Source organism: Pseudoalteromonas sp. BDTF-M6, from assembly GCF_018334135.1.
In the GTDB taxonomy this organism is placed as follows: Bacteria; Pseudomonadota; Gammaproteobacteria; order Enterobacterales; family Alteromonadaceae; genus Pseudoalteromonas.
In genome coordinates, this window is record NZ_JAGXTQ010000004.1 from 1 (window position 1) to 15632 (window position 15632).

General features: G+C 50.8%; 12 protein-coding genes and 1 rRNA gene. 4 read left to right on the top strand and 9 right to left on the bottom strand.

Features of this window, described 5'->3' with window-relative positions; translation table 11 throughout:
• Positions 1-107: ribosomal RNA gene (locus KD147_RS09915) — 16S ribosomal RNA — on the bottom strand; the annotation flags it as partial.
• A 688-nt stretch (positions 108-795) separates the two neighbouring features.
• Positions 796-1653 carry a tetratricopeptide repeat protein gene (locus KD147_RS09920; RefSeq protein WP_105255626.1) on the bottom strand — a complete coding sequence of 286 codons (858 nt, stop codon included), beginning with the start codon at positions 1651-1653 and terminating at the stop codon, positions 796-798.
• Positions 1654-1728: 75 nt separating this feature from the next.
• On the opposite strand from KD147_RS09920, the gene KD147_RS09925 reads away from it, so the two are divergent.
• Entirely contained in the window at positions 1729-3048 is a 1320-nt protein-coding gene (locus KD147_RS09925) for a M20 metallopeptidase family protein (RefSeq protein WP_502710227.1), read from the top strand.
• Here KD147_RS09925 and KD147_RS09930 read toward each other — a convergent pair.
• From KD147_RS09930 to pomA, 4 genes are all read right to left on the bottom strand, one after another.
• Entirely contained in the window at positions 3045-4991 is a 1947-nt protein-coding gene (locus KD147_RS09930) for a DNA topoisomerase III (protein WP_212547738.1), read from the bottom strand. The two genes, KD147_RS09925 and KD147_RS09930, sit on opposite strands and share 4 nt — an antisense overlap.
• A 66-nt stretch (positions 4992-5057) precedes the next feature.
• Entirely contained in the window at positions 5058-5546 is a 489-nt protein-coding gene (locus tag KD147_RS09935; protein ID WP_212547739.1) for a hypothetical protein, read from the bottom strand.
• A 237-nt stretch (positions 5547-5783) separates the two neighbouring features.
• The gene (locus KD147_RS09940) at positions 5784-6710 is read right to left on the bottom strand and encodes a flagellar motor protein MotB (RefSeq protein WP_212547740.1); all 927 of its coding nucleotides are present in this window, start codon (positions 6708-6710) and stop codon (positions 5784-5786) included.
• Positions 6711-6723: 13 nt separating this feature from the next.
• Positions 6724-7485: a flagellar motor protein PomA gene (pomA, locus tag KD147_RS09945; protein ID WP_212547741.1), complete on the bottom strand. Its 762-nt coding sequence runs from the start codon at positions 7483-7485 to the stop codon at positions 6724-6726.
• Between the two features lie 399 nt (positions 7486-7884).
• Here pomA and KD147_RS09950 point away from each other — a divergent pair, with 399 nt between their 5' ends.
• The 3 genes from KD147_RS09950 (at position 7885) to dxs (ending at position 10951) form a co-directional block, all read left to right on the top strand.
• A complete protein-coding gene (locus KD147_RS09950) occupies positions 7885-8124 on the top strand; it encodes an exodeoxyribonuclease VII small subunit (protein WP_212547742.1) in 240 nt (79 codons plus the stop codon).
• Positions 8125-8132: 8 nt separating this feature from the next.
• Positions 8133-9020 (top strand): (2E,6E)-farnesyl diphosphate synthase, encoded by an 888-nt coding sequence (ispA, locus tag KD147_RS09955; protein ID WP_212547743.1) that lies wholly within the window; start codon positions 8133-8135, stop codon positions 9018-9020.
• 68 nt (positions 9021-9088) lie between these two features.
• Positions 9089-10951 (top strand): 1-deoxy-D-xylulose-5-phosphate synthase, encoded by a 1863-nt coding sequence (dxs, locus tag KD147_RS09960; RefSeq protein ID WP_212547744.1) that lies wholly within the window; start codon positions 9089-9091, stop codon positions 10949-10951.
• A 71-nt stretch (positions 10952-11022) separates the two neighbouring features.
• On the opposite strand, the gene KD147_RS09965 is transcribed toward dxs, so the two are convergent.
• From KD147_RS09965 to thiL, 3 genes are read right to left on the bottom strand one after another with little or no spacing between them, the layout of a single operon-like run.
• On the bottom strand, positions 11023-14136 hold the full coding sequence (locus KD147_RS09965) for a diguanylate cyclase domain-containing protein (RefSeq protein WP_212547745.1): 3114 nt from the start codon (positions 14134-14136) through the stop codon (positions 11023-11025).
• A 9-nt stretch (positions 14137-14145) separates the two neighbouring features.
• Positions 14146-14631 (bottom strand): phosphatidylglycerophosphatase A family protein, encoded by a 486-nt coding sequence (locus KD147_RS09970; protein ID WP_212548054.1) that lies wholly within the window; start codon positions 14629-14631, stop codon positions 14146-14148.
• Between the two features lie 2 nt (positions 14632-14633).
• A complete protein-coding gene (gene thiL, locus KD147_RS09975) occupies positions 14634-15611 on the bottom strand; it encodes a thiamine-phosphate kinase (protein WP_212547746.1) in 978 nt (325 codons plus the stop codon).
• Between the last annotated feature and the right edge of the window lie 21 nt (positions 15612-15632).

A 15632-nucleotide genomic window follows, 5' to 3' on the forward strand; every position in this document is an offset into this window, starting at 1 on the left:
TCCGCCGCTCGTCATCTTCTAGCAAGCTAGAAATGTTACCGCTCGACTTGCATGTGTTAGGCCTGCCGCCAGCGTTCAATCTGAGCCATGATCAAACTCTTCAATTAAAAGTTTTTTGAAACCGAAGATTCGGCGCTCAATGAATACTGTGATGATATCTTTCGATATCGAATTGACTGTGCTGAAACAAGTAAACTTGTTTCCGTTGGTCACTCACTTTCCATTTAAGGAAAAAACATTGAGACTCTAAATTTGTTTGCCTCATCTAGCGAACTAGAATCGGCTGTTAGAACTCAATCTGTACGAGTGCCCACACAGATGATTGCTTCATATTTTTAAAGAACAGTCCGGTTACCCGGTTTCGAGCTGCTTTCGCGTCTCGAGGGCTGTGCATTTTACTCAACCCTGATTTGTTGTCAACACTTAATTTTGAGAAAGTTTAAAGCTTCTTAAAACTCAGTTTTACTTGACTCCCTGAGTCGCTAGCGCCTCGCTATGCGTTGCTGCCTGCCGTCTCAGTGGGGTCGCATTATAGGGAGAAACGATTTCAGCGCAACCCCTTTTTTAAAGAAAATTGCGAAAAATAGCCTTTTGCGTATCAATTGATTAATAAGCACCCAAAACCGGATGTTAAGTAGCCAAATTCTGGCCTTGTTATGATTCTTCCGTGGCAGGACTACTAAGTATTGAACAACTGCGGTAAAGATCAAGGTAGGAATCTAAAAATAATAACGGCGAGTCTAAGCTCGCCGTAGTCATATCTATACCTATATATGTAGGCACTCAAAAATAGCCCTAGTAAAGAATGCTATATAGTTTTCTACGCGATGCCGCCGCCAAGGCATCCCCCTCTGGTAGGCTGGCGATAATATCAAGATAGAACTTCTTCGCATCGGCAAAGTTAAGATCTTTCTTTAGCACTAAAAATAAAGTTTCGAGCGCTTCAGCTTTACGGCCGGCATCATTAAAAGCCACCGCCAGTTTCACCTTAAGCTCTAAATTATCGCCTTGCTGCTCAATTTCCTGCTGCAACGTGCGGATCTCTGGAGAGTCTTGTGCTTGCTCTGCTTGCTCTAGCTTTGCTTTGATATTGTTGTAGTAGGCATCCTGCTCCGCCAGCGCTATGGTATCAAGCAAGGCTTTTGCATCCTCTAACTTATGTATTTGAATACAGATATCGGTCAGCACCAGCTTGATTCGGGCGTTCTGAGGATCTATTTCATAGGCTTGCTTCGCATATTTAAAGGCATCATTCAGGTTGTCTGCCGCTAACGCCGCTTTAGCCTGCTGTAATAACGCATCTTCCGGCTGTGGCAGGTGCTTTTGCAATGCTTCTTTTATTTGTTGCTCACTTTGCGCTCCTGGCAACATATCTACCGGGGCCCCACCTTTTAATAGCACTAGGGTAGGTAATGCCTGCAGACCAATTTGCTGTGCCAACTGGCTGGCCAATGCTTGCTGAACGTCACAATCCAGGGTAGCAACAATAAGGTGCTGCTGATATTGCTGCGCTAAGCCGTCTAAGATACGTGCCTGCTCTTGGCATTCGGGGCTCTGCGCCGAGTAGAAGCTCAAGGCAACGATATTATCTTCGGAAGTTTGTCCTAAAACCTGCTGAATATTTTCCGCAGTAAGTTGAATTTGATTCGTCATGGTTAAGTTGCCATCTATTTAGAATTAGGCTTTGATATGGAGTCAAAGATCACAATTACAAGTGTAAGGAATATTATGGGTTTTCTGCAAAATATGACAATAGCCAGCACGGCCTTATTATTAACCACGGCATTACCCGCCAACGCCGCAATTGAGGTTAGCAAGCGCCTACCCGAGTTGGAGAAGCTCTACTTAGACTTACACCAATCCCCAGAGCTATCCTTACAAGAACAACAAACCGGTAAAAAAATCGCAAAACAATTAAAGCGCCTAGGCTTTGAGGTCACCTCTGAGGTGGGTGGGTATGGCGTGGTTGGACTGCTGAAAAATGGTGATGGCACTACTATTATGATCCGCACCGACACCGACGGTTTACCCATTACCGAACAAACCGGTGTTTCCTATGCTTCTAAGGTGAAGGTACTAAATGAAGACGGCACTCAGGTCGGCGTGATGCACGGCTGTGGTCACGATATTCACATGACCAGCTTTATTGGCACCGCCGAGCACCTGGTCGCCCACAAAGACCAATGGCAAGGCACCCTAATGATGGTGGCTCAACCCGCTGAGGAGGTCGGTGCCGGCGCCAAAGCCATGTTAAACGAAGGACTCTTTAGCCAATTTGCCAAGCCGGATCATATTTTGGCCTTGCATGTCAGCGCGAGTGTTCCTGCTGGCAAAGTGGCGCTGAAGCCCGAATACACCATGGCCAGCGTCGACTCCGTTGATATTCATGTCAAAGGCAAAGGCGGCCACGGTGCTTACCCGCATACCACTATCGACCCTGTGGTGCTCGCTTCTCGTATCGTGCTGGCCTTACAAACCATCACCAGCCGCGAGCTCTCTCCTCTTGAGCCTTCGGTAGTCACCGTAGGTTCAATTCACGGTGGTAGTAAACACAATGTTATTTCCAACGAGGTCAAACTCCAGCTGACATTACGCAGCTATAACCCAGCGGTACGTGAACAACAGATTGCGGCGATTAAGCGCATTACCGCGGGTATTGCCGCCAGTGCTGGGCTTGAAGAATCACTTTACCCCGAGGTGGTGGTTCATGAGGCCGAATCCATCCCTTCGACCTACAACAATCCGGAGCAAACCGCGCGCGTCACCCAGGCCATTAAAGCGGCCATTGGCACCGATAATGTCGAGTTGACCGAGCCGGTCATGGCCGGTGAAGACTTTGGTTTGTATGGCCGTACCGAAGACGACTTACCCATCACCCTATTCTGGTTGGGGGGTGTCAACCCGGATACATACAAGGAGGCAATGAAAAACAATACGCAGTTACCGTCATTACATTCAAGTAAGTTTGCCCCGGATTACCAAAAGGCAATTCCAACCGGGGTGCGCGCCATGAGTAATGCGGCATTGGCCTTGTTTAACGAAAACTAAGCCTTGGCTTTGCCGGAGGCTGTGCCATAGGCTTTACCGCTTTTGGGGCGCGGGCTTTTTCTTCTCGCGCCCTTAAACTTCCTTTTCACCTGACTCTTGATATGCGAAAACTGGCGACTGTCGCAGGTTTTTGCTTCCTCAATTAACGACCCTAACTGTCCAACAAGTGGTTGCATAAAATCATCATATTTCAGCTGCTTCTCTGCAATTTGCGCCAAGGCCATTTCCCAATGGGCGGTCATATCCGGTGTCGCTAAGGTCGCAGGCAAGGCATTGATCAGCGCTGCTCCCGCCTCGGTGGCAACGATAGTCTTGCCAGTGCGCGCTAAAAATCCCCGGGTAAACAATAACTCGATAATGCTGGCGCGCGTCGCTTCCGTGCCCAGGCCATCGGTTTCCCGCAGGACCTTGCGTATCTCCGGGTCTGTTACAAAGCGGGAAATGGCGGTCATCGCCGCAAGCAAGGTGGCATCGGTAAAGTGCGCCGGCGGGGTGGTGTTTTTATCTAAGCGACGCGCATTCTCACACAATACCTGCTGACCAAGAGTTAATGGCGGCAAAGTCTGCACTTCTTTATCTTCTTTATTGGGCAATAATACCTTAAAGCCGCGTTCGAGTTCCTCTTTGGCCTTGGTAGTGAACTTGCCGCCGGCTATCTCTGCTTCCACATCGGTTTGATGGTAGCGGTAGGCCGGCATAAATTGCATCACGTACTGGCGACAGATCAGCTCATAAACACGGCGCTCCGTCTCGGAGAGCTGCGCCGACGTCTTTTTATTGGTCGGCACTATGGCATGGTGAGCGGCGACCTTGGCATCGTTAAAGCAACGCGCTTTTCTAAACGGATCCACTGTGGCCAGCTGCTCTTTAGAAAATACGCCATTGGCAATCACGCTATCGATAATGTGCGGCGCCTGCTGAAAATGATCCTTAGGCAAATACCTATTATCCGAGCGTGGATAGGTGATCAAGGTGTGTTTTTCATAAAGACTTTGGCACGTATCAAGTACCGCTTTGGCTGGCAACCCGAAACGCTTGGCGGCATCGATTTGCAGTGCCGACAGGTTATAAGGCAAGGGCGCCTGCTCTTGTTTTTCAGCCCTTTTGACCTGAGTGATCAATCCATGCTGCCCCTTGATACGGGAAACAACGTTATCGGCCAAGGCCTTGACTAATACCCGACCCTGTTCGTCCTGATAAGGTTGGCAGGCTTCGCTGGGTTGCCACTTTAAGGTAAAGCCTTGTTGCTCTTGAGTGCGCATCAGGGCTTCTACTTCATAGAAGGGCTTGCTGACAAATTCTTTAATTTCTTGATCCCGCGCTACCACCAAGCCAAGGATGGGCGTTTGCACCCGACCAACGGAGAGCACCCCCTTATAGCCACCTTTTTGACCCGCCAGGGTATAGGCCCGGGTGAGGTTCATGCCAAACAACCAATCGGCTCGGGAGCGCGCCAAGGCCGAAACGCTGAGTGGAATAAATTCCGCGATGGCACGCAATTGCCCAAGGGCTTTTTTCACCGCAGGTAAGTTTAAGTCGCTGATCAACAAACGCTGGATGCTTTGCTTTTGAGCCGCGCTCAATTTAACTTGAGAAATGACCTCATCGACTAAGAGTTGCCCTTCCCTGTCGGGGTCGCCGGCATGAACAATTTGCGAAGCTTGCTTGATCAGCTTTTTAACCAAGGTAAGTTGTTTGCGGGTTTTGCTCTTGGCCTTGAGTTGCCATTGCTGTGGCACTATGGGTAGATGCTGTACTTGCCACTTTTTATAGGCGGCATCATAGTCATCGGGCTCTGCCTGCTCGAGTAAGTGGCCAATGCACCAGGTTACGCAATCGCCGTTGCCCAGCTCAATATAGCCGTCTTTTTTGTTATGAGGTTTAGGCAAGGCGGCGGCAATGGCACGCCCCAGGGAAGGTTTTTCAGCGATATAAAGCTTCATAGCAAAAATAACTGTTCATCCATACAGTGAAGAACAGTGTAGTGCAAAACCCTTGCTGAAGAAAGCTTAATTGGCGACGGGAGGCTTAGCGCGAGCTTTTAACCAATAAACGATAGGTAAATAGCAAAGCACTATGGTGGCAATATTGATTACGGGGATAATCGTTTTGAACAGGTAAGCACTGTTGTAACTTAAATCCCAAAGGTGTCGGTCGGCTAATCGCCACATTTGCAAAAAAGGCACCGCAACAACAATCAGCTGGCCCATGATGCTTTGCCACAAGTGGACCTTACCGCGTACGCCCCAATAAGCAATGATGGCCATCCAGGTTATGTCATTACCTGCCCAAATAACATAGCGCCAGAACTTTTGCGTATCCCAGGAGAATATCCATTCGTGGATCAGCGCGCCGTATAAGAAAAAGCCAGCGGTCAGCAGCGCAAAGCGTATGCCTCTGACATCTTTAATAATGGCAAGAACAACAATCGCCGGCACTATCAGTGCCGCCGAACTGTTATTGAGAAGCAGAAGAAAGTCTTCGAACCAATCTGGCATAGTTAGGCCTTAGGTAAACCTTAGGTACACCTTAGGTACACCTTTGTTAACCCTGAGGCTGCTTTTGTTCTTGATCCTGGCCCTGACCGTCTTCGTGGTCGGTTTTGTCATCAGAGCCACCGCCATTACCCGGCATATAAGCAAACTTGTTTAAAATAGTCATTCCTTCTCCTACTGTTTGTTTCTAAATCGTAAACTAGGCATAAAATAACGAATTTTTTCAACAAGTGCCAATACTTACTGCACAACTTCTATCGGCTCCGACTCTTTCGCCTTACCCTGCATAATGGATATTTCTACGCGACGGTTACGCTTACGGTCTTCATCAGTTTCATTGGGCACCAAGGGCCGGGTATCGGCATGACCGACCACCACCATGCGGTTTTTATCAAAGCCCTCTACCTTTTGCATCTCGGTGGCAACGGCTACCGCCCGCTTGGCACTGAGATCCCAGTTATTGGTATAAAGCTCATTAGCGACCTGAAAATCATCGGTGTGGCCGGAGACGGTGATCTCCCCGGGCACATCTTTGAGCAAGCGGGCAATGTCATGCACTATGGGCTTAAATTGCGGCTGCAAAAACGCACTGCCGGATGGGAAAGAACCATTTTCACGAATACGAATGATGATCTGTTGACCAAGGGATTCCAGCTCGATGGCACCATCGATAATTTGTTGCTCCAGCTGCTGGGCTATTTTCTTCACCAGCTCATTGACCCTTTCTTGATCCGCCGTGGCAATCGCCTGCTGTTGTTCTTGTTGCTCTTCTGTGCTCGAAGATTCACCGCCACGCTGATCGCCGCGTTGTTCCTGGCGACCACCGGCCGAGTCTTCATCACCGGCCTGGAACTCCAGCATTTGCTGGGTCATCTCCGTGGTTTGCTGCTGAATGGTCTCAATGGGGGTAGGTTCCGGTCGCCCGGGCTTAAACTCCATGGCGATCACACTGGTGCCCTTGGGGATATCTTTGACTTCCAGCTTGTTTTGCACCCCGAAGGCAAACTTCATCGAGCCGGCAATCTGCTTAAATTTCAGTACATCCATTTCCGAGAAGGCCAGCAGCAGCACGAAGAAGCACATCAACAGCGACATCAAATCGGCAAAGGTCCCCATCCACTGGGGTAACCCGGGAGGAGGACATTTACAAGGTTGCTCGTCGGACATACTCATTCCTCGCTCATGCCTCTGTATCTAACTGACGCTTAGACTCGGCAAGGTAATTCTTTAAAATGCCCTCGATCACCTTGGGGTTTTGACCGTCTTGAATTCCCAAAATCGCATCGAGGATCAGGCGCTGATTCAGCTCTTCTTCGTCTTTACGCAGCTCCAGCTTAGACTGGATGGGGATGGCTATGACGTTCGCTAAAAAGGCACCATACAGGGTTGTTAACAAGGCCACCGCCATGGCCGGGCCAATGGCCTTGGGGTCATCCATATTCGAAAGCATGGCCACCAGACCGATAAGCGTACCTATCATGCCCATGGCGGGGGCGATATCCCCGAGTGCTTTAAATAAACCGGCGCCCTGCTGATGGCGCGCCGAGGTCAGCATAATGTCTTTTTGTAAGGTGGCACGCACCACGTCGGCATCGTGACCGTCAACCAGCATGTCGATGCCCTTACGCATAAACTTATTGCGGATATCCGCTTCTTCCAACGCCAAGAAGCCACCTTTACGGGCCGAATCCGCCAGCTCTACGGCTTTTTCAATCAACTCATCCGGCGACTCTATCTTAAACATAAAGGCCTTGCCGGCCACCTTACCTATGGCAAAGAACTGCCCCATGGTGTAATTAGCAAGAACGATAAACAGCGAGCCACCAAAAACAATCAGTACCGATGGGGTGTTGTAAAACATACTTACATCGCCACCAAGTACCATAGACATGACTACAAAGCCTATCGCGCCGAGAATACCAATAATGGTTGCTAAATCCACACGTCCTCCACCCACAGTTACTGCATTTCGCACCTCTTTGAGCCTGGCTCGGGTGCTTAATACCAATTTTATTAATGCCTTGCCCAATCTAGCGAACCAAACACCGGACTATCTGCGTTAAAAATCATTCATACAGAGCGACTGTATGTCATCATTTTCGCCTTGTTATCCCGAGTGTTTATCTGTCGCTATCATTGCTCATTTCATCAATGCAATTGGTATAAAAATTTGCCGCTATTATAAATACTCTTAGGCTATCGGCAACTGATGCAATTACTTAACCCTTTTATTTAAAATTCTGCGCATTAGAGCAGGCTAAAATCATCACCTCCTTTGACCTAGTCACGGAATACCCCTAAAATTGGCGCTCTTAGCAATTCAGTAACGAGAGCGCAGGCAATGGCACAAAAAAAACCAGAAAACCTCACCTTTGAGGACGCAATCAACGAACTGAGCCAAATTGTCACCGAGATGGAACAAGGCGATATGCCGCTTGAACATTCTTTAAAGCAGTTTGAACGCGGTATCAGCCTGGCCAATGCCTCGGCGCAAAAACTGGATCATGCGCAGCAAAAGGTGAGCATGCTGATGAGCAATGATCTCGACGGCGAATTAACGCCTATGGACCCTCAAGAGTAATAGTCACTGTGGAATTAAAACAAGCCTTAGCACAAGCGCAACAAGACGTAGTACACACCCTAGAAAGCTATTTCCACAGCCAGCAAGACGCTCAACCTCGGATCCTCGCGGCCAGCCAGTACAGCGTACAAAATGGCGGCAAACGATTGCGCCCATTTTTGGTTTATTGCGTCGGCACCATGCTCGGTGCCAACAAGAGCGATCTCGATAAGGCCGCCGCGGCCATCGAGTGTATCCACAGCTATTCTCTTGTGCATGATGACCTACCGGCCATGGACGACGATGAATTACGTCGCGGTCGACCCACTTGCCATATTGCCTATGATGAAGCCCATGCTATTTTGGCCGGTGACGCACTGCAAAGCATCGCCTTTGAATTACTGAGCGCTAACGACTTTAACATTGAGGCGGGCGCACAAATCCGCCTGGTACAAAGCTTAAGCCGCGCAGCCGGTCTACTCGGTATGGTGGGTGGCCAGGCCTTAGATATCGCCGCCACCGGCAAAAGCATCAGTCTCAATGAGCTTGAGCAGATACATAATGCCAAAACTGGGGCCCTCTTGAGCTGCGCCATCGAACTTGGCTATTTATGCGCCCCTAAAGGCGACAATAAGACCGAAACGGCATTACAACAGTACGGTAAGGCCATTGGCCTGGCGTTCCAGGTGCAGGACGACATTCTGGATATTGAAGGCGATACCCAGACCTTAGGCAAACCGCAAGGCTCGGATGTGGCCGCCAACAAAGCAACCTACCCGGCTCTGCTCGGTTTAGATGGCGCTAAAGCCAAACTGAAGCAGCTCTATGACGAGGCCATTGCGGCCCTCGACAGCCTGCCCTATGACACCAAGATGCTGGCGCAACTGGCGCAATACATCATCGCCCGAGATCATTAAAAATTACTACAGATGGCCGTGCCCATTTTGATATACTCGGGCCATCGCAGTGAAGGATAATAAAACGCATGAATTTGGATAGTAGCAAGTATCCCCTTTTAAATCAGGTTGATGAACCTGCACAACTGCGCGACCTAGCACAAGATAAGCTCGGCGCGTTTAGCTATGAATTGCGGGATTACCTACTGAACTCCGTATCACAAAGCAGTGGTCACTTTGCCTCGGGTTTAGGCACGGTGGAACTGACTGTGGCGTTGCATTATGTCTATAACACGCCGTTCGACCGCTTGATTTGGGATGTGGGTCACCAGGCGTACCCGCATAAATTGATCACCGGTCGCCGCGAGCAAATGCACACCATCCGCCAAAAAGATGGCCTACACCCCTTCCCTTACCGAGGTGAAAGCGAGTACGACACCTTTAGCGTCGGTCACTCAAGTACCTCTATCTCTGCGGCACTGGGCATGTCCATTGCCGCGCAAAAAGAAGGGAAAGGACGTAAAACCGTGGCCGTAATCGGCGATGGCGCCATTACCGCTGGCATGGCATTCGAAGCCATGAACCACGCCGGTGATGTAAAATCGGATATGCTGGTTATCCTCAATGACAATGAGATGTCTATCTCGGAAAACGTCGGCGCCTTGAACAATCAATTCGCCCGTATTCTTTCCGGTAGCTTTTACACCAATATTCGTGAAGGCGGCAAAAAATTGCTCTCCGGACTGCCACCGGTAAAAGAGCTGGCCAGTCGCATGGAAGAACACCTCAAGGGCATGGTGATCCCAGGTACCTTCTTTGAAGAATTAGGTTTTAACTACATCGGTCCTATCGATGGTCATGATGTTAACATGCTGGTCGACACCCTGCGCAATATGCGCAACCTTAAAGGACCCCAGTTACTGCACGTAAAAACGCAAAAAGGTAAGGGTTATAAGCCCGCCGAAGCCGATCCCATCGGCTATCATGCGGTGCCTAAATTCGATCCCAGCGAAAGCGAGCTGCCCAAGTCTAAACCCGGTGCGCCAACCTTTTCCAAGGTCTTTGGCGACTGGCTATGCGACATGGCCGCCGAGGACAGCCGCTTAATGGCCATCACTCCGGCAATGCGTGAGGGCTCGGGCATGGTGCGCTTCTCGAAGGAGTACCCACAGCAATATTTTGATGTTGCCATTGCCGAACAGCATGCGGTGACCCTGGCCGCCGGTTTTGCCTGCGAGCAGTTAACCCCCGTGGTGGCGATTTATTCGTCCTTCTTACAGCGCGCCTATGATCAGCTGATCCATGACGTGGCACTGCAAGAGTTACCGGTTTTATTCGCCATCGACCGTGCCGGTGTGGTCGGCGCCGATGGTGAAACTCACCAGGGCACCTATGATTTAAGCTTCTTGCGCTGCATTCCCAATATGGTGATCATGGCTCCGGCCAACGCCAATGAATGCCGTAATATGCTTTATACCGGCCATAAGCTAGATAAACCCGCCGCGGTGCGCTACCCCCGTGGCAGTGCCGGAGAGGGTGAATTCGATGCGCAAATGCAGCAGCTGGAAATAGGGAAAGGTCGTGTTCTGCGTCAAGGCAAGGGCGTGGCCATACTGTCTTTCGGTACCCTGTTGGAATATGCCGAGCCGGCCGCGGAAGCCCTCGATGCCACCTTGGTGGACATGCGCTTTGTTAAGCCGCTGGATACGGCGCTTATCGATGAACTCGCGGCCACCCATGAGCACCTGGTGACTCTGGAAGACAACGTTATTGCCGGTGGTGCAGGCTCCGCAGTGAGCGAGTACCTGGCGCAAAGTAAGCAGCTTAAGCCGGTACTGCACTTAGGCCTGCCCGATGTCTTTATCAAGCATGGGACGCAGCAGGAAATGCATGCCGAGCTCGGCCTGGATAGCGCCGGCATAGAGCGACAAATTAAAGCCTGGTTGGCTTAACTAATACAAAGTCGAAAAAGGAGCGATATCGCTCCTTTTTTATGTCTTTTTCTAGAACTAGCTAAACCTAGCTAGCGCATCCAAATCTTTATATCCGCCAACGAGGTACTTTGCAGGGTCGCTATCTGCTCATCGAGGTTCTCGCTTTGCTCGAACTCGAAGGCATCAAGCTGATCATCGAACTCGATATAGGCACAGCCATCACCGCCGCGCTTTTTAACCTGGTGTAAGGCGATATCGGCAAGATTTACCGATGTTTCCCAACCGATCACCTGGCCGCCCAGTAAAGGCATGGGGTAGCAAGACCAGCCCAGCGAGGCGCTGAGGTTAATCTTTTTCCCATTGGGGAGCAAAAAGCCCTTGTTAGCGATAGACTTACACAAGTTTCGAGCAAACAGATTGACCTGATCCAGTTCGAAGTCACGAAGCAGCAATAAGAACTCATCGCCGCTCCAGCGCGCCACATAGTCCGATCCTTGCGTACAGGAGTTAAGCAAGGTAGCCATTTGCTGCAGGCAGCTATCACCGCTCAGTGGCCCATAGGCATCGTTGATCCGCGAGAAGTTGTCGATATTGACGATGACCAGTACCAAGGCTCGGCCCTGCTGTTGCAAGGATTCCGCATTGCGCTGATAGTGCTCAATATCCTTAGGCAGCTGGTCGAATAAGAAACGACGGCTGCGCAGTCCGGTAAGCTCGTCGGAGTGGCTCACCAGCTTTAACTGAGAGTTCACCTGATTCAGCTTGTCGTTGGCTTCGCGCAGCTCTATGGTGCGCTCTTCAACCAGGCTTTCCAACGCCGCCTGCTTACGGCGCTCCTGCGCCCTAAAGACCCACAGCAGCAGATACAAGATAAAGAAGAAGCAGGAAACGATCAGCAAACGGAAATAAATGGTTTCATCGAAACGACGCGGCACGGTAAAGGCGTACTCGGCGCTGCTGGCCTCTTGCCAATTGCTACTGGTGCGCTTGGCCTCGAGCTTAAAGGTAAAGGGCCCGGGTGGTAAATTGGTATAAATGGCCTCGCGACGATGGTTAGCATAGCGCCAGTCATTGTCCAAACCCTGCAACTGATAGCGAAATTCCACTTCCGCCGGCGCATAAAAATCGATGGCGGTGTAACTGATGGTCAGGTCGCGCTCATCGGTATCAAGCACGGGGTTTTTACCCAAGGCACCGGTAAACAGAGTGCGTCGTGGCGTGGCGATGCTTTCCACCTGAGGCGCCAATGCATCCTGGCCAAACAACTGCACGTTCTTCGGAATTTCCACCACCCCTTGCAGGCTGGGGTACCAAATCGAGCTGCCGTTGTCGGCGACCGCATCATGACCTAAACCGGCACAACACTGACTGGCCTTACCGTCTAATTGGCGGTCATAAGAAGAGATCACCTGCTCCACCTGCAAGTTGCCAATCTCATCGGAGAATTGGCCCACCGGCATGCGGTACACCCCTTTCATGGTGCTGACCCAGACCCTTTCTAGGTCTTTATCGTAGTGCAAACTAAAGATGGAACCGTAGGGTAAACCGTTGGAGACATCAAGCTGATGCCAGCGCCCCTTGGTACTGCGGTAGAACAAGCCGTCATTGAGTGAACCAACCAAGGTGCCCACCCCATCGATTTCCAGGATACTGGTGACATAAGCGCTCTCCAGGGCAGTATTATCACCGGCACGCTCTATGCCTTTATCGGAGAAGATATAACCGCCCTGACTGGTACCAATCAAGCCATACTTCCCCTTATCTACGACAAAGGTAATAAATTTACTGTCGAGTACCGCATTATAAGTAAAGGGAGTCAGGCCATTGTAGCCGAGGCGATACATGCCCCGACCGGTACCAAACCAAAGCCCACCGGCGCTGGCCTCGCTAATGGCGAACACTGGATTAAGGCGCAGCTCACGGGCATCTATATTGAAGAGTTCTTCATTTTCAAAATACAACACGCCGCGGTCGGTGGCGATATACAGGCGATCGCCGACAAAGTGCAAATCGTGCACGGCACTGCGTCTGAGCTTGGCGCGGGGGATGCGATTGACGAAGTTATTGTCCTGATCGAAATAGCCAACCCCGGAGCGGTTGGCGACCCAAAGTTGCCCCTTGGGAGAGAGCGTCAGCGCCATCACCGCTTCGGTCATGCTTGACAGTGCATTGTGGCGCTCTACCCGTCCGGCATGAGCTAACCACAGGCCTTCGCTAAAACTGGCGAGCCAAATATTGTTTTGATCGTCGCGGTAAATATCGGAAAACCAGATACTCTGATCCAACGCCGCCGGCTCCACCCACTGCCACTCTTTGGAATTATCCCGATACAAAAGTCGGCCATAGGTGGAGATCCAAAGCGCCCCATCGGAGTCGCTCATAAACTTATAAACGGCTGCGTTACTGGCGTTTGGCAAAGCAAAAGGACGTAATTCGTCATCGATATCGAGGAAGTAAGCACCGAGCTCGGACGCCAGATAAAGGGTGCCTTCAAGCCAGGCCATATCATGAATAATGGTTTGTGCCAGGCGCTCGGGCAAGGTCACCCGGGCGGTGATTTTTAAGCGCAGTCGAGATGACGAGGACGACATATTGGTTAAACGTAACAGGTAGTTTTCACTGACCAGCCAGACCCCTTGCGGCGCCAGCGCCATCTTGCTCACCGAAATCTGATTGATGGCGGTTAGGCGGCTTTGCATACGGCCGCTGCGGCGGCGCTGCTCTTCATCAAGGTGAAAGGCAATTTGGTTACGTTCGATATAAAACAGTTCATTGGCGGCGACCCAAATATTGCCCTTGTCGTCTTGCAATATGTCGCGCACCGGACCGCCGATACCAAACTGAAAGTAGTTCATGGAATCCGGATCCAGTACCGAAACCCCTTTTTTGGTGCCGATCCACAGCAGACCTTCTTTATCTATCAGCAGCTTGTTAATGGCATTGCTGTTTAAAAAGTTACTGTTTTGTTCGTTAAAGTTGGTGAAATGATCGCCATCAAAGCGGCTGAGACCGAATTGGGTGCCGACCCAGATATAACCCTGGTTATCCTGGGTCACACTCTTTAAGGATTGCGACGGCAAACCATTACGGGTATTCCACTGTTTAACGACATAATCGGTAATCGATGCCGACGCCGTTGACGTGATCAGCGTCGCCGCCAGCAGCAAAAGTGACTGTAAAAACCGCAGCAATGTCACACCCATGTTCAAAACTTATAGTCCAGGCAAATAACCTACTTTAATTAACGCCTGTAGGCAAATGAGAGAGCAGATCCCGGCCAAAATATCATCGGCCATGATCCCCAATCCGCCATGCAAGCGCTTATCCAGCATGCGAATAGGGCCAGGCTTGGCAATATCAAAGAAGCGGAACAATAAAAAGCCAACCACCAGGGTTTGCCAATTCAGCGCCGCGCCTATCATGGTGATATAAAAACCGGCCACTTCATCCCAAACGATCGCCGGGTGATCGTGTACACCCAAGTCATCGGCGGTTTTACCACAGGCCCAGATTCCCAGCACAGAAATGACCACGGCAAAGACCAGCTGTAGCCACAGCGGAAAGTTCATGGTCATAAATATAAACGGCAAGGCGGCAAAGGTGCCTACCGTGCCCGGCGCCTTCGGGCTTAAGCCAAGACCAAAGCCAAGACCAAAGAACTGGTGGCCGCGGCGCAGATTATAGGTGTTACTGGTCATGCTTAACATGCGTCTTCCTCGGCAAAGTGTTCAAACCCCATGGCGCTGATATCGAGCTTGTGCTCGCCATCAAAGACGTCGATTTTCCCTTCGCCACCGCGGATCTGACCTATGCACACGGCATCGATACCATATTGATTGAGCTTGTTATCAAGCATGGCCTTGTGGTTTTCCGGTACCGTATACAGAAGTTCATAATCGTCGCCGTACGCCAATAGATAAGGCCACTTAGCCTCGCCTTGGATACTTTGACGGAACGCTTCCGTGGTCGGGATCTTATCGGCCTGTATGGTGGCACTGACTTGTGACATCTCGAGGATGTGTTTTAAGTCCGCCAGCAAACCATCAGAGATATCGATGGCGGCACTGGCATAACCGCGCAATACCTGCCCCGCGGCAACGCGCGGCGTTGGGTACTCAAGCTTATGAGTTAATTTTTTTTGCCACTCGGGGTCGATGTCGAGGTGTTGCTTACGCGCTTCCACCGCCAGCCCAGCATCTCCGAGCGGACCGGTGACATAAATCCAGTCACCCGGTTTGGCACCGCTGCGAGTAATGGCCTTACCTTTAGGAACCGTACCCTTGGCGCAGACGGTCACCGTAAGTGGCCCTTGGGTGGTATCGCCACCTATTATCTGCACGTTGAAATACTCGGCAATTTCATGCATACCCGCGGTGAACTCTTCCAGCCATTGCATATCGGCATGGGGCAAGGTTAAAGCCACCGAGACCCAAGCCGGCTCGGCGCCCATGGCGGCCAAGTCGCTGAGGTTCACGGCGATGGCGCGATGCCCTAAAGCCCGTGGAGGAATGTCCTCAAAGAAGTGTACGCCACAAACCATGGTGTCTGTGGTCACCGCTAATTGGCTGTTCTCCGGTACGGTGACGATAGCGCAATCATCCCCTATCCCCAAATTGACGTCGCGACGAGTGATGCCACGGCCTTTGAAGTAGCGATTAATTAATTCAAATTCTTGCATACACAAAAAAGCCGGCCTGGG